Raw genomic sequence first — 16,306 nt, 5'->3', positions numbered from 1 at the left:
AATTATCTATAAACGCTCTTTATCGCTTTACTATCTGCATGGGCAGGATAAGTCCGCTCTGACTGATACCCGCGCATTTCGAGACTGCCGTTTCTCTTATTCATTTCGTCTATTAACTTATTCCTCTCCACTTCGGGCAGATTCATTTTACCCAGGTTCAGGTTTATAAGGTTTGGTCTCCCCTCAATAAATTCAATCAATAAAGCAGCTGATGCAACAGATAGCTCATTGGCTTTTGCGCCCAAAGCTTTTGTCGAAGGCGCATAGCCAAGGTCAAGACTTTTTAAGTTGCTGTTTGCCTGTAATGTGGTAAACAATAACTCCATGCCTTTACCGGTAATGCCACAACTTGCCAGGCCCAGATCTTCCAGGGTTGCATTTACTGCCAACCCCGGAATAAGTGCCGCGACTCCCTCGTCCCCAATATTATTTACGCTCAGGTAAAGCGACTTCAGGTGTTTGTTGCGTGCTACCATCTTATTTACATATTTCATGGTGGTAGCCGTAAGGTAATTGCCACTGAGGTATAACCGCTCCACCGAATCATTATTCTCCATGTATTCAAACAGGAGATGAAACCCCTCGCCCGCGCAGGTATTTACCAGGTCGAGCGTACGCAGCTGTTTATTACCTGATAACATTTTTATTATAGCCGGCATACTTTCGGCGCCAATGGGATTTCTTTTAAACCAGATGCTTTTTACGTTGGGACTTGCTTCCACCGCCTCACAAATAGCCTTGCAGCCTTCCTGTTCAATATAATTACAGCCCAGGTAAACCGTTTCTATGGAATGGTTGGCAGCTACCAGTTCTGCAACAGCGGCAGCACCGGTATTCCCGAAAGCATTCGTGCCTAACAGCAAATGCTTTACTACCTGGTTATTCATTAAAGGGGCCGCTACCAGTTCCAGCCCACGGATACCCAGCTGCTGTTTGCACATATCCAAACGGCCATCGGGGGTAATGGTGCCCACCGGAAAAGCGGTGTTTGCTGAAGGCAATGGCGCATTACTATTTAAAAAGTCAATAACCGGTTGCAGGCTCTGTTGAGGAAAAGGGAAATCGGCTTTTACTTTATCAACAGGGCAAACTATCTGATCAGGTTGCATAAAAAACAAGTAGTTAATTGTTATCGTTTACCACGCAAATGGTACATAATCTTTCAAAAAATGACCAAACAAAGGCAATCCTGGTTGCGTCACGCCGCTTACAATGGGATCGTAAATTCTTGCCATACCATCGGTTTCATCCAGCGGCGGTACAAAGCCTTCTTCATGATATAAGCGCTCTTTATCAGGAAATGGGTTTTCCTGGGTGATCCAACCCGTATCTACGCTGTTCATAAATATCCCGCTCAGTGCATAATCCTGGGCTGAAGTTCTCGTCATCATATTGAGCGCGGCTTTGGCCATATTTGTATGCGGATGATAGGCCGTTTTGGAAGAACGGTTGAACTGGCCCTCCATGGCAGATACATTTATAATGAATTTTCTGTCAAAAGGTGACTTTACCATCATCTCTTTTAACTGGCTGTTCAGCATAAACGGCGCCGTTACATTCACCAGCTGGGTTTCCAGCATTTCCATCGGCGGCACTTCTTCCAATAGCAACTTCCAGCTGTTGCTTGTTCTCAGATCTATCTGTTGGCCATCTTTATCGTAACGATTGGCGGGGAACATAGTTTCGGCCTCGTAGGTTAACAGGTGTTGTTCCCAATGGCCCAACTGAAACCGGAACCTGCCCGGCGATGCCAGGCATGGTTGCAGATTAACGGGCAAAGCCTGCGCACCACCCCGCTCAAATTCGAATAAGTGTTTATAAAACTCCGCTGGCCGTTTTATGGTTTGCGCGGCATTGTTGATTATAATGTCAAGATGTGCTTCCTGTTCCTGCAGGAGTTTTATAAAATTGCTTACCTGTGCCAGGTTACGAAGATCGAGTGATACAATTTTCAACCGGTACCCCCACACTGAGAAATCTGTTTCTTCACTAAAACGCCTGGCACAATCATTGGCAAACCGGGTGATAACCCACACTTTGGCGCCATCCCGTAACATACGCAACGCAGTAAGATAACCGATCTTTATTCTGCCGCCGGTTATCAAGGCTACCCGGTTTTTCAAGTCGGCCGTTTGTTGACGGCGGGTATAGTTAAACTCAGCACAGGCCGGACAAAGCTGGTGATAGAAAAAATGAACCTTTTTATAAGGCGTTTTACAGATATAACATTTCTGGTAACCAGCCAGCTCGAGCGACGCGCTGGTATCAAAACTTTTTTCGTTGCCGGGCAACTCATACTTTTTATGCAAAACAGTTTGAGTTAATACCAGCTTCTTATTATACTGTTTCAGCAGGTCCTGTTGCTGTGAGATCTTCTTTATCTTTTGTGGCGATAGCAAATCAGTAGAAGTGATTAACTTTTTAACCTGTTCCTCAACCCTGTTTTGCTTGTTTTCCTTTTTTGCCCTCTGGTACATCTTGGTCACCAGGCCTTTCAACAGATGCGTATCCAGCGATTTTTCGGGATCTCTTGATAACACCTGTAATACTTTTATACAGGTATCCCATTCGTCCTGTGTAAAATCATTATTCATAGTTCGGTTGTCGTAAGGTTATGTGGTTGTTTTCATCGCACTCTGCTATAATACGGGATTTTTTAACATCAATCAATATTTGGATATTAATCGATCTAAAAAATATGAAAAGAACAGCAACAAATGGATCCGCACAAAAGGTCGTGAAGAAGTCCTTGATTTGAAGCGTCGTTGAGTAAATTTTTCTTTAATTTTAGAATAAAATGCATATGCAATGGTCTATAATGCTTGTTGTTTTAAGCTTCCTGACTGGTTGCAAACACCATGTTGATACTACTCCCTCCAAAATAGTTCTCGTCCTCCCTTTTGATAGAAATCCATCAGGTAATTGGCAGATCGGTTACTCATTACATGATAACCTCTCGTTGTCGGAATTCAGGCTTTCTACTTTCGCCGATACCAGCAATATTATCGGCTTATGGCACCCCGCAACCGGCTCTGCCGGCTATTATCCTTATGTGGGTCAGAACAGAACAGATAAAGTACAGGTTGATCCAACCAACAGCTGGGCTGCCAAACCGGGAGAGATCGTTATAGAGGGCAGCAATTCGGGACAATATGGTATTGTCCGGTTTATTGTTCCTGTTTCGGGCCAGTACAAACTGAAGGCGACATTTGAGGGTGTTCATATCCGTTTATCAAGTACAGATGTACATATATTATTAAACGACCAACACCTCTTTGATGATATCATTGAAGGTTACGGCGGAGATCCTTCTTTATCAGAACAGAAAGGAACGCATCCTGTAACTTCATGGGCTTCCACTATTCAATTGAATAAGGGCGATATTCTGACCTTTGCCGTTGGCTACGGAAACAATAAGACTTTTTATAACGATACCACCGGCTTGTTGCTATCTATAGAGCGTGAATAAAGAAAAAACTGGGCAAACATCAATGCATTTAATATCTGGCAGGCAGAGGAAGTAAAAAACATAACCACGAAATGTAAAGGTGCTGGATTACTATGAAGCAGAGTATTTTGAAGAGTGCGGGCCAGCAAATGTATATAGACAACATGCTATCCGCACAAAGAAAGAAATGCTGGCGGTTTTCAAAAAAAAGTTGTTGCTCAAAAACTATTTGTAATAAAAATTCGTTGCATTAATTGCAAAATGTCAGCTACTTATGGTTGTTATTTTATTAAATAAGTAAATGTACCTGGTAAAATAACTATTCTTACTCGTATTATCACCCATTATAAATTTTTATTACTCAATTCACTTGCATTAAAAAAAATTGACTTCTATTTTGTGGCCAATCAAAACAATAGTCGATGAAAAAAATCGCGTTCAGTATCCTATTATTATCCAGTGTTGTATTTGCCAAGGCTCAAACAGAGTCACCATTTAAACCCTTCAAAGTAGATGCCAGTTTGGGGTATGCCATGCCCGGTGGAACAGGCGCTAAAGGCGGTGTTTTATTTGCACTCGAACCCAAGTATGAAGTAATCCCTAATCTGTCAGTTGGTCTTCGTATGGAAATTGCTGTTATGGTACGCGGACAGGTTGAGACCACTTCAAGTTCAAGTACTGCAAAAGTTGACGCAAAAGCTGCAGGATCTTATTTGGTTACCGGTGATTATTATTTTACCCAAACCAAAGTTCGCCCGTTTGGAGGCCTTGGCTTAGGTATTTATAAACTGGCGGCTGCATCTGCTACCAGCGACGGTTCAACAACAACAACTGCTTCTGCCAGCGCCGGTTCAAAATTTGGCGAAATGGTAAGAGCAGGTGTGGAACTCAGTCACTTCCGTATAGGTTTGGAATACAACATTGTTCCTTCTACCAAGGTTGATATGGTTAATGGTTCCGGAGTGCATACAACTGCCTCTGCAAAGAACGGCTACCTGGGTATCAAGGCCGGATTTGTTATCGGTGGTGGAAGAAAATAATAAGCTGATATAATCTCTTTTATATAAGACCCCGGTCCCGGCTGAGCCGGGACCGGGGCTTTTTTTTTGCATCCCTGTCGCAACTACCCTCTGAAAATGTCGTATTCACACCCCTTCGACTACGGTTAAGGTGCATAAATTTGTTACCTCACTTACAAACTCAATTTATAAGGTTATGAAGAAACAGATGATAACGGTGACCATCGAGGTACGGGCGCCAATTGAACAGATCTGGAACCAGTGGAATGATCCCACAGACATTCGGCAATGGAATAATATAAATAACGACTGGCACACTCCCCTTGTACAAAATGATCTTCGCACCGGTGGGCAATTTTTATATCGTATGGGTACTAAAGATGGTAGATTCAGCTTTGACTTTACCGGTAAATATGATGAGGTCAAAGAGCATAAATATATTTCCTATACCTTAACCAGTGGCCGGATAGCTTCCATTGCTTTCAGTCAGGATTACCCGGTAATAATTACAGAAACTTTTGAACCTGATAATGAACCCTCAGTGGAGGAACAGCGGGATTTTTGTCAGGCTATACTCAGGTCTTTCAAGAAATATGCAGAGAGTAGGCATGATTAGTCTTAAGCCACTTTATTGAACTTATTCCGGTAGTCACCAGGCGTCATTCCCACTATCTTTTTAAATAGCTGGCGAAAAGCTTTTATATCTATATAGCCCACCTTGTACATTACCTCGTTTATTTGCTGGCCGGTTGATTCAAAAAGCCGTTTGGCGCCTTCTACTTTTACTCTTTGAATATAGTCGGCAGGTGATAATTGTGTGGCTTTTTTAAATCGCCGGGTAAAATTAATGCGGTCCATACTGCAGTGTACGGCCAGTTGGTCTACAGTTATCCGGTCACCAATATGTTGCTCTATGAATTCCTGAATATTACGGATCACATTATCCTTATGGTCCTTTAGCCCCTCAAACATTATAAAGGGAGATTGTGAATTCCGGTCAATGTCAATTTGTAACATCCTGGCACAATAGAGAGCGGCTTCGCGGCCACAATATTTTTCTACAATATAAAGCGCAAGGTTAACACTTGATAACGCTCCACCTGCGGTATATACGCCCTGTTGATCGGTGAGAATTTTATTGGTATGCAATTCCAGTTCAGGAAACAACCGCTGAAAATAGGCGGCTGCTTTCCAGTGCGTGGCGCAGGGTTTACCATTCAGCAGCCCTGTAGCTGCCAACAGAAATGTACCGGTACACAAACTGGCCACTTCAGCCCCCCCATTGAACTGACTGATAACCCAATCCAGCGCTGCCCGGTTTTTACCAATCGCATAATCGTCCTGCTCTGTAAAACTGGGCAGGATAATTATCCCCGCTTTGTCAATCGCGGCCAACGGCGCCACCTGCAGGCTGAATAAACCATTCGCCAGCCGTTGTTGCAGATTGGTGCCGGTAAGCCGGATCTCAAAGTAAGATTCACCCGTAGTTTGTTCAAGGAACTCGTTGGCCTTTTCAAACACCTCAATGGCATTAAAAAGACAACTCGGTTTCAATACGCCGTCTGCGATCAAAAAGGTCACCTGTTTCATTAGGCTAAGGTATTATGGGAGAATTGAACAAACAACCCCTCAAATTGCTAAATGTACACCCCTTCGGAGATCTGCAGGCTCGATAGTTTTGTCTTCATGAACAACTACGAAAAATTCTTTCAATTACACCATCAGCCAGCGCCGTTTATAATAGCAAACGCCTGGAATGTAAAGAGCGCGAAACTCATAGAAGAAAATGGCTATAAAGCCATCGCTACCTCAAGCGGCGCCATTGCCAATTCATTGGGCTATGAAGATGGTGAAAAAATTCCCTTTAGTGAATTGTTGTATGTGATCCAAAGAATACGTTCATGCACAAACATCCCGCTTTCTGTTGATTTTGAAAGAGGGTATACAAATGACCTGGAAACCTTAAACGGTCATATTCAAAAATTGATTGAAGCTGGTGTGGTGGGAATAAACATAGAAGACGCGCAGGGCGAAGAAACCTATCTGAAAAAGTTAAACGGTATCAAAAGCTATTTGGTAAAAACCAATCAGCAATTATTTATCAATGCACGAACAGATGGGTTCTTACAAAAGTTGGATTCACCGCTTGAACGAACCCTGGAGAGAGCAAAGTTATATAAAGAGGCAGGCGCAGACGGCTTATTTGTTACTGGTGTTTCAGACACGTCCATCATTAAAGAGATTACTGCGGCCGTTTCTCTTCCGGTAAATGTTGTTGGAACGCCTAAGCTCCCGGCTGTAAAAGCCCTGGCAGATTGTGGCGTAAAGCGCATCAGTATGGCGGTATTTTTATACAATGCAACATATAAACAGTTGGAAAAGGTGGTGAAGGATGTTAAAGAGGAACAGTCATTTACTCCGTTATTCTAGGGACGATTTACCATCCTGCGGATTTTGTATTTTAAGATATTGTAGCGATCTTACTGTCAATGAAGCTCACCACTACAGTATATAAATACAGGCGCTCCGCACCGTGGATGTTAGGACTGATGGTGCTGGGAACTGTATTGTTCTTTTACTATTCTTCCACCTTACCGGCGTATGTAAATCTTATTGGGGTAGCTGTATTGATCTTTTTAGCCATTTATGCAGTACTGCGGCCAAAATCAATTTTCTCTATGCGCTCCGTCGATGACAGAAAACTGGAAATTACACCCGATGAATTGATATGGGGAACTTTGCGGATGCCGATCGGGGAAGTGGAAGAACTGGATATTTACATATTTGCTTTCGATACATTTAAACATCATACCACAAGCCTGATGGGGCGGAAGGCAACCGCAACAGAATACGGAGATAAAAATACCATCGCATTCATGTACCGCGGAGTTAAATATGAGTTGATCTTTTACCTGGGTACATTTAAGCATTATGATGTACTGGCTAAGATCATCCAACGCTGGAGTGAAAAGGGGATTGAGTTTACAGCCCGCTCCGCTTTTGAAGATAGTTACATCCGCGAACAGGTAAAGAAATTCGGCTGACTTAAAAATAGCCTACCTTTCAGGCATGCACCAGGAATTTGATCCACCTGTAGCGCTGCAGGATAGCATAGAGTGCTTTTGGTACGACCGGAGAGACTTTGGGGACCAACAAACAGGTTTTGAGGTTCTGCCCGATGGCTATGCGGAGATTATTTTTTACTTCGGGAACACCGTTAGCATTGAAACCGGTGAAGGCTTGCAGCCGTTGCCATCTCCTTTCCTTACAGGTCTGCTCAATCAGCCCGCTATTTTTTACACTAAAAACCGGTTTGAGGTCATTGGTATCAGGTGTTATCCCTGGACGGTGTTCGATTTGCTGGGACTTCAGCCCGGTAAAGACGGCGTACGAACATTTGACCATCCCATCGCGCAGCTCCAGGCTCCATTGACTGATTGGCTACAGGTTGGTAAAATAGAAGAAGCAATAGATGAAGTAAACCGGTATTTCCTGCATGCACACGCGCATCTTGCCACTGACAGTATGTTGTTCAAAGCAGGTGTTGCCATGCAGGAAGCCAACGGCGCCATCCCGGTAAATCAGGTAGCAGCGGCGGCGCATGCAACGGTACGTACTCTGGAAAGAAAATTCAAGCAGGCTGCCGGCTATACTGTTAAAGACGTATCCAGTGTGATGCGCTTTCAGCAGGTGCGAAATCAATTATGGATGAACCCGGATTCCAACCTGGCCGGACTGGCCCACGAACTGGGTTACACCGATCAATCGCACCTGAGCAAAGAATTCAAACGGTACAGCGGTACTACGCCCGCTGCATTTGCACGAAAAGTAAAACAGGAAAAACAGGCCGGCAACGATTTTGTCGCGTTTATACAAGCCTGACGCCGGTGCATTCCTCAATTTTGTGTAACAATCATTCAATATGAAAACTACACGAGATTATCCTGTATACGATGTGATCATCTCCGGTGCAGGCCCGGTAGGGCTGTTCCTGGCCTGTGAACTGGCCTTAGCCAAATGCTCAGTACTTGTATTGGAAAAAGCGGCTGATCCGCTTTCTCCTTTGAAACAACTTCCTTTTGGTATCCGCGGGCTTTCTTCGCTTACAGTTGAAGCGTTTTACCGGCGTGGATTGTTAAACGAACTGGAACTGCACAACCGCCTTAAAAATCCTCACCAAAATGCCAAACAAGGCCCCCGTCGTCAGGTAGGGCACTTCGCGGGCATTCCATTTCATGAAGGGGATATTGATCCTTCACAATGGAAGTACCGTTTGCCAGGTTCAACCGTTACCAGTTTAATTTCTGAAATGCAGGAGATAGAAACGGTGTTGGCGCGGCGTGCAGCATCACTCGGCGTAACAATTAAGCGCGGGTTGGCTATTACTGGTTTTCAGCAAACCTTCGAAGGCGTGAAGGTTCAGTCAGGTGATCAAACTTTTAATGCTAAATGGCTCGTGGGTTGTGATGGAAGCCGAAGTGTTGTTCGCAAGGCATGCGGTTTTGAATTTGCTGGTACCGAACCGGAATTTACCGGTTATACTGTGCTGGCCGATATGGCAGATCCTGAGAAACTGAGTCCCGGCAGAAATGTTACCCCAACCGGTATGTATATGCAATCACAGCCTGGCTATGTACTCATTCAGGATTTTGATGGCGGCGTCTTTCATAGTTCTGAAAAACCGTTGACGCTCGAACATGTGCAGGAGGTACTGCGCCGCGTTTCTAACACCGACGTTACGATCACTAAACTGCATATCGCTACTACCTGGACAGACCGTGCCCGGCAGGCTACAGCCTATCGCAACGGACGAATATTGTTGGCCGGTGATGCTGCGCATATTCATTCCCCATTGGGTGGGCAGGGCCTGAACGTTGGCCTGGGCGATGCCATGAACCTGGGATGGAAACTCGCTGCAACTATTAACGGGATTGCGCCGGAAGGTTTGTTGGATAGTTATTATGCCGAACGCTATCCGGTCGGCGCACAGGTGTTGGATTGGTCACGCGCACAGGTAGCCATTATGAAACCAAACCCGTCTGCCCGTGCCCTGTATGCAATTCTCCGCGATCTTATTAATACCCGCGATGGTGCAACCTATATGGCTGCCCGCGTGTGGGGAATTAACACGCAGTACAATTTTGGCAGCAGCCATCCACTCGTTGGCCGTAGTGTTCCCAACTTTGAGTTGGAAGATGGGGTGATGATTGGTGAGTGTATGCACAATGGCCAGGGAATACTGCTTGATTTCGACGGGAACGCTTCGCTTAAAAAAACAGCGGCTGCCTATGGCGATCAGCTCAGGTATGTTTCACGACATGCAAAAAATTGTTTAGGCATAAGCGCCTTACTGGTTCGCCCCGATGGCATTATTGCCTGGGCTGCAGACAATGATCCTGATTGCAAGGAGCTGCAACAGGCTGCTGATCGCTGGTTTGTTCAGAAGGTTGAATAGAAAATTTATTGGTTACCAAAAGGTGATTGACGCAAATGGCGTAATTGCCTTCGCATACACTCGCCTTCCCCAAACACTGCAGAATATTTCCCATTTTTTAATGGCATGATTTTTTTCTTACAAAAAAAGAAGTCTGAATACTATGCTACGTCATTAAAATGTAATTAAATAACGATTACATTTTGAGTAGCGTATTGTTATTTATAAAGGTTCTATATTTTAGCTGTAAATCAATCTTTTGTGTCATTAGAGAATAACTACGACGCCAGCTTTTGTGGCAGGCTACCAATACATCAAACAAATTCCATTCAACCACATGGGGTTCTTTTGCTATTAGACAATACCGTTAATACGATCATTCAGGTAAGTGAAAATGTTTCCGGGCTATTATCTCAACCCGCACGTGAAGTAGCAGGTAAACCGGCTTCGGCGTTTTTGTCGCCCCAAAGCATTCACAATCTTCGATCAACCATCAGGGAAGACATGAGTGAAAAACTGCCGCTCACCCTTACATTCAATGTAAAGGAAGGCGAAGAACAGGTGTTGTGCCTGGTGCATACAGTTGAAGAAGGTTGTATGATCGAAGCTTCCTTAAAAAGTTTCTACCCCCAGCAGGGCCGTACTTTTATTCATATTTACCAGCGGATAAAGCAGGTAATGCAACACGTAAATCAATGCGAAACGTTAAAAGACGTTTGCCTTGCGGCCGCACTGGAAATAAAAAATGTCACTGGTTTTGATAAAGTTATGATCTATCGTTTTGATGAGGAGTGGAATGGCACAGTGTTGGCAGAGGAAGCAGAAGACGATATGGAAAGGTACCTGGGATTAACCTTTCCCGCTTCAGATATTCCCAAACCGGCCAGGGAGATGTATGTTAAAAATCCTTACCGGCTTATTCCCAACCGCGAATATGAAAATGTAAAGCTATATCCACTAATAAACCCGGTGAGCAAGGGTTTTACCAATCTGTTAAATGCCGATTTGCGCAGCGTAGCTACCGTTCATTTGGAGTATTTAAAAAACATGCAGGTGATGGCTTCTATGTCGGCCCGCATTCTGTACCAGGATAAATTATGGGGTTTAATTGCCTGTCATCATAAGGTCCCCAAATATTTATCATTCGAAGAGTGCTCGGTAGTGGAAATGATCTCGAATATTGTATCACAAAAAATAACCAGCCTGCAAAATGCGGAAGGAGTAATAATGAAGCAGCAACTCACCCGGCAGTTTGCGACGCTGGTTGAAAACTTTGTAAATAAAAACAGTATGATGGAAGCCTTCCTCGAAAACGCCCCCCTGTTGCAGGATTTCCTGCATGCAAGTGGCGTTGCTATTTGCTGGGAAGGGCACATTGAAACCAGTGGACAAACGCCGGAACAGGTTGATATAGAAACCCTGGTATACTGGCTCAGGCAAAAGGCGCGGCAACAAACTTTTCACGAAAACCAGCTGCCGCTTGTTTTTGAAGAAGGAAGAAGTTTTACCGAAACCGCCAGTGGGATCCTGGCGTTGCCTATCCAGCCTGACCGGGGCAATTATCTCATTGCCTTCCGGCCTGAGTTACTGAACACCATTTTATGGGGGGGTAATCCAAATGATGCCGTACAATTCGAGCCCAATTCAACCATTTACCATCCCCGCCATTCCTTTAAGGTTTGGCAGCAAACGGTTCATCAAACGGCAGCACAATGGCATAGTGAGGAGGTGGCGGCAGCAGAACAGTTCCGGAATTTTTTAGTGCAACACACTTTAAACCGGTTTAATTAAAAACAATAAGTTCTTATAGGATAAAAAGCATGTTATTCTTTACGAAAAATAATACCCCACAACAGGATGATACATATGTAATAGGCATTGGAGCGTCTGCAGGCGGACTGGAAGCGATCAATGAACTGTTTGATAATGTTTCGTACAGCGAGAACATTGCTTTTATTGTAGTGCAACATTTGTCGAGCGACTACAAAAGCCTGCTGGTTGAACTGCTGGGCAAGCATACACATATGCCGGTAGAAGAAGCCGGCCATCGCCAGCGGGTTGAACCGGGTAAAGTATATGTGATCCCTAATAATAAAGAATTAACTATCCACAACGGCCTGCTCATCCTGGCCGAAAAAGAATTTGATAAAGGCCCCAATACAGCCATTGATACTTTTTTTCAATCACTGGCCCGCGACCAGCGTCAATTTGCCGTTGCGGTACTGCTCAGCGGTACCGGTACCGATGGTACCCGGGGTATTGAGGCCGTTAAAGACCATGGTGGTTTTGTAATTGTGCAAAACCCTGCCACTGCGCGCTTTGATGGAATGCCCAAAAGTGCTATTGGCTCAGGCTATGCAGATCTTATTGTTTCTCCCGATGAAGTGTTCAGCCAGATCGAGAACCATATCGATGGCGTAATTCCATCGAAGAACACTTCGTCAAAAAATTATAACGACGGCGTTCAAAACATTCTGTCGATCATCTATCGCAAAACTGGTTATGATTTTTTACAATATAAAGAACCGACCATCGTACGGCGCCTTACCCGGCGCATGCAAATGCTGAAGCTCGAAGACATCCAGGCGTATGAACGTTATGTAGCGGCGCATGAAGAAGAGCCATTGATGCTTACCCGGGAGTTTTTTATTGGCGTTACCAATTTCTTTCGTGATAAAGATGCGTTTGACTGTTTGAACCGCCAGGTTATTCTGAAACTGGTGGAAAGTAAAGAAGAACAGGAATCATTGAAAGTATGGGTTACTGCCTGCAGTACCGGCCAGGAAGCGTATTCAATTGCCATCCTCATCGATAAGGCGCAGCAACAGTTCAACAAACAGTTTGAGGTAAAGATCTTTGCCAGCGATATTGATAAATCAGCTGTTGAGTTTGCATCGAAAGGTAAGTACAGCTACAACCAGTTGCTGGGGCTTGATAAAAAAATACAGCAGGAATATTTTACCGAGGTAGAAGACGGCATGGTCATCATTCCGCGGATTCGCAAACAGGTGGTCTTTGCCGCACATGATATTACCAAAGATCCGCCGTTCATTAAGAACGACCTGATCACCTGCCGCAATATGCTGATTTATTTGAACCCTTCTCTGCAGGAAAATGTATTGTCAACCCTGCATTTTTCATTGAACAGCGGCGGTTATCTGTTCCTGGGCACCAGTGAAAACCCATCGCTTTTACGCAAAGGGTTTACCGAAGTAAATAATAAGTGGAAAATATACCGGCGCACAACGGATCAGAATACCTATGCCCGCGGCGTGCTTAATTCAGCCCGTAACAAGCTGGCTGCCCTTACTACCAATACCGGCAGCAAAACAAAAACCGATGTACAGTTGTCGGATGATTTCCGGAACGTGCTGGCCGATAAGATGGGATTTGCCGGGATGTATCTCAACGACAATTACGAGATCAAAGAAGCCATTGGTAATTTCAGAAAATACCTCACGCTGCCCGATAAACTCAGTACGCTGAACATTTTAAAAATGGCTCCCTCCGAACTGTCGGGCATGCTGAGCACTACGCTCAGAAAGGTTTTGAAGGAAAATGCAAAACAGGAAATAAGGAATGTACGCGTAAGGTTAAATGAGGAACAGCGCATGCTGGATGTATTTATATACCCGCCGCGCGAAACCAGCAATGGTTCCTATTCACTGGTAGTGTTTGCAGATAGCATATTAAAAGGCGATAAAACGCCGGTGATGGTGCAGGACGTCAGTGAATTGCAAAAAGACCAGTATGTTTCGCAGCTGGAAGATGAACTGCGTGAAACCCGCACTAACCTGCAAATGGCCATTGAAAGCCTGGAAACGGCCAATGAAGAACTGCAAAGCAGTAACGAAGAGTTGCAGTCGGCCAATGAAGAATTACAAAGCTCCAATGAAGAGTTGCAGTCACTGAACGAGGAACTGCATACCCTTAATACTGAACACCAGATAAGGATCAAGGAACTTGTAGAGTTGAACGACGACATCAGCAACTATTTGCAGACCTCGCAAATAGGGCAGATCTTCCTTGACCAAAAGCTGCGCATCCGCCGCTTTAATAACAGCGTGGCGAGTGTATTTAATATCATTGAAGGGGATATCGGTCGCCCCATCGACCATATCACCCACCATATAAAGGCCAGTTCGTTCGCTGAAGACATTAAGAAAGCAAGTAAATCCGGGGCTGTAATTGAGCGCGAAATTGAACTGGATAATGGAAATGTTTACCTGTTGCGTATTCTGCCATACATCAGGCAGGATAAAGTACGCGATGGCCTGGTGATTTCCATGGTAGATATTTCTGCTACCAGGAACCTGAATACCCTGGTAAAAAGCGTATTTGAGGCCAGCGCCAATCCCATCTTTGTATTTGAAAGCAAAAGAGGAGAAGATGGCAAGATCATCGATTACACTTGTAAGATAGCCAACCACAATGCCTATCATTCGCTGGGTACGCTGATGAAAGAAGACAGGATGTCGCTGACGAAAGATTTTCCTGAATTGGCCAGCACCCAGTTATATAAAAAGTACAATGAGGTAGTGAATACTGGTGAGCCGGCCCTTGGATTGGAAATAAACTTCACCAAGAACGGTAACAAACAATGGTTCCAGGCAGGTATTAATAAAATGCAGGACGGCTTTGTACTGGTATTATCTGATATTACCCTGCGTAAGGAAGCTGAAGAAAAACTGCGCAGGAATTACAACGAGTTGCTGATTACCAAGGAAACACTGCGGGAGCTTAACAACCAGTTGGAAAAGAAAGTAAGAGAACGCACCCGCGACCTGGAAGAAAGCGAAGAGCGATTTCGCATGGTGGCCTCCCTTACAAATGATGTTATCTGGGACTGGAACTTTGCGGAGAACAATGTATGGTGGAGCGACAGCTTTTACGAGTTGTTCGGATATGGCAAGGACGAAAAACTGGTGCAAAAACATTTTTTCCGCTTGAAACATATTCATATCGACGACCGCCAGCGGGTAGAAGAAGCTATCAATGCTACTCTGGAGAACCCACGCAAGGAATTCAACGTGGGCTACCGCTTTCAGAAGCAAAATGGCGAGTATGCATATGTTCTTGACAGGGGCATGTTGCTTACCGACGACCAGGGTATCCCCTACCGAATGATCGGCGCCATGGTGGATGTTACCCGCCTTGAACAAAGCAATCAGCAATTACAGGAAAAGAAGATCGAGCTGCAAACCCAGATCGGCCAGTTCCGGTTCGTAACCGACTTTATGCCGCAGATCGTGTTTTCGGCCTACGCCGATGGGAATTTTGATTTCTTCAACCAGAAATGGTACGATTATACAGGACTCACTCCTGAACAAACGCTGAACAATGGCTGGATGGGCGTACTGCATCCGCAGGACCTGGAGCGCGCGCGAAAAACCTGGCAGCAATCACTTACCAATGGTAATACCTTCCAGTTTGAGAATAGGATGCGCCGCACAGATGGCGCCTATCGCTGGTTCCTGGTGCGTGCCCTGCCCATGCGTGATGAAAAGGGCGTGATAGAAAAATGGTTTGGGACCTTTACTGATATACATGATCAGAAACTGGCAGAACAACTGCTGGAAGAAAAAGTACAGGAAAGAACGCGGGAGTTGCGCCTTACCAATGAAAAGCTGGAAGCCAGCAATGCCGACCTGATGCAGTTTGCTTCCGTAGCTTCGCATGATTTGAAGGAACCGTTAAGAAAGATCCATTTCTTCAGCGGGCTTATCAAAGAAATGTTTGCCGAAGAAGCCTCCACCAAAGACCTGGAAGCTTATATAGATCGCATCATCAGCGCTTCCTCACGCGCTACCAGTTTGATAAATGATGTGTTGTCCTATTCGCGCCTGAGCAGCGAGAACCTGGTGGAAGAAGTGGACCTGAATAAAATTGTAGGCGAGATACTGCAGGACCTGGAACTGGTGATCGGTGAAAAAAATGCCCGAATCCAGGTGGGCCATTTGCCGGTTATCCAGGCCGTGAGCGGACAAATGCGTCAATTGTTCCAGAATATTATTGCCAACTCACTGAAGTTTCACAAACCCGGTCAGTCGCCGGTTATTTATATAACAAGTAAGCCTGTTGAAAATGCCGATTATCCTGAAATGAAAGATGCAGCAGGGCAGTTGTATGAGATCAGGATGAAAGATGAAGGCATTGGGTTTGAAGACCAGTATTCCCGTAAAATTTTCTCACTGTTTCAACGCCTGAACAGTAAAGAGAAATATGAGGGCACAGGCATTGGTTTGGCCATTGCCAACAAGATCGTTGAACGGCATCATGGTGTTATTATCGCAAGAGGGCACAAACACGATGGCGCAGAGTTCATCATTGTCCTGCCCGAAACGCAGCCTGTTGTTCATTCTGACAATGACGGCCAGGCAAAAAATGAATTAATTATAAAGTAAC

12 protein-coding genes are annotated in these 16,306 nt (G+C 44.8%); 9 read left to right on the top strand and 3 right to left on the bottom strand.

The annotated features are described in order from the left end of the window. Positions 1–2: 2 nt before the first annotated feature. Complete coding sequence (locus NIAKO_RS29420; protein WP_014222116.1) at positions 3–1,109, bottom strand: leucine-rich repeat domain-containing protein; 1,107 nt, start codon at positions 1,107–1,109, stop codon at positions 3–5. A 27-nt stretch (positions 1,110–1,136) separates the two neighbouring features. After that, on the bottom strand, positions 1,137–2,594 hold the full coding sequence (locus tag NIAKO_RS29415) for an SDR family NAD(P)-dependent oxidoreductase (protein WP_014222115.1): 1,458 nt from the start codon (positions 2,592–2,594) through the stop codon (positions 1,137–1,139). A 209-nt stretch (positions 2,595–2,803) separates the two neighbouring features. On the opposite strand from NIAKO_RS29415, the gene NIAKO_RS29410 reads away from it, so the two are divergent. The 3 genes from NIAKO_RS29410 (at position 2,804) to NIAKO_RS29400 (ending at position 5,083) form a co-directional block, all read left to right on the top strand. After that, on the top strand, positions 2,804–3,469 hold the full coding sequence (locus NIAKO_RS29410; protein ID WP_014222114.1) for a hypothetical protein: 666 nt from the start codon (positions 2,804–2,806) through the stop codon (positions 3,467–3,469). 401 nt (positions 3,470–3,870) lie between these two features. Beyond that, a complete protein-coding gene (locus NIAKO_RS29405) occupies positions 3,871–4,488 on the top strand; it encodes an outer membrane beta-barrel protein (RefSeq protein ID WP_014222113.1) in 618 nt (205 codons plus the stop codon). A gap of 175 nt (positions 4,489–4,663) precedes the next feature. Next, complete coding sequence (locus NIAKO_RS29400; RefSeq protein WP_014222112.1) at positions 4,664–5,083, top strand: SRPBCC domain-containing protein; 420 nt, start codon at positions 4,664–4,666, stop codon at positions 5,081–5,083. Positions 5,084–5,085: 2 nt separating this feature from the next. On the opposite strand, the gene NIAKO_RS29395 is transcribed toward NIAKO_RS29400, so the two are convergent. Continuing rightward, complete coding sequence (locus NIAKO_RS29395; RefSeq protein ID WP_014222111.1) at positions 5,086–6,057, bottom strand: GlxA family transcriptional regulator; 972 nt, start codon at positions 6,055–6,057, stop codon at positions 5,086–5,088. 51 nt (positions 6,058–6,108) lie between these two features. On the opposite strand from NIAKO_RS29395, the gene NIAKO_RS29390 reads away from it, so the two are divergent. The 6 genes from NIAKO_RS29390 to NIAKO_RS29365 all read left to right on the top strand — a co-directional run bounded on the left by NIAKO_RS29390 (position 6,109) and on the right by NIAKO_RS29365 (position 16,305). Next, positions 6,109–6,897 carry an isocitrate lyase/PEP mutase family protein gene (locus tag NIAKO_RS29390; RefSeq protein WP_014222110.1) on the top strand — a complete coding sequence of 263 codons (789 nt, stop codon included), beginning with the start codon at positions 6,109–6,111 and terminating at the stop codon, positions 6,895–6,897. A 59-nt stretch (positions 6,898–6,956) separates the two neighbouring features. Beyond that, on the top strand, positions 6,957–7,511 hold the full coding sequence (locus tag NIAKO_RS29385; RefSeq protein WP_014222109.1) for a hypothetical protein: 555 nt from the start codon (positions 6,957–6,959) through the stop codon (positions 7,509–7,511). Between the two features lie 25 nt (positions 7,512–7,536). Further along, positions 7,537–8,349 carry a helix-turn-helix domain-containing protein gene (locus tag NIAKO_RS29380; protein WP_014222108.1) on the top strand — a complete coding sequence of 271 codons (813 nt, stop codon included), beginning with the start codon at positions 7,537–7,539 and terminating at the stop codon, positions 8,347–8,349. Positions 8,350–8,389: 40 nt separating this feature from the next. Beyond that, positions 8,390–9,922 carry an FAD-dependent monooxygenase gene (locus tag NIAKO_RS29375; protein ID WP_014222107.1) on the top strand — a complete coding sequence of 511 codons (1,533 nt, stop codon included), beginning with the start codon at positions 8,390–8,392 and terminating at the stop codon, positions 9,920–9,922. Positions 9,923–10,162: 240 nt separating this feature from the next. Then, complete coding sequence (locus tag NIAKO_RS29370; protein ID WP_014222106.1) at positions 10,163–11,692, top strand: GAF domain-containing protein; 1,530 nt, start codon at positions 10,163–10,165, stop codon at positions 11,690–11,692. Between the two features lie 29 nt (positions 11,693–11,721). Continuing rightward, entirely contained in the window at positions 11,722–16,305 is a 4,584-nt protein-coding gene (locus NIAKO_RS29365) for a chemotaxis protein CheB (protein WP_014222105.1), read from the top strand. Position 16,306: the final 1 nt, after the last annotated feature.

It is taken from the genome of Niastella koreensis GR20-10, assembly GCF_000246855.1.
GTDB classification, from domain to species: domain Bacteria; phylum Bacteroidota; class Bacteroidia; order Chitinophagales; family Chitinophagaceae; genus Niastella; species Niastella koreensis.
This window is presented reverse-complemented; position numbering and strand designations above follow the sequence as displayed.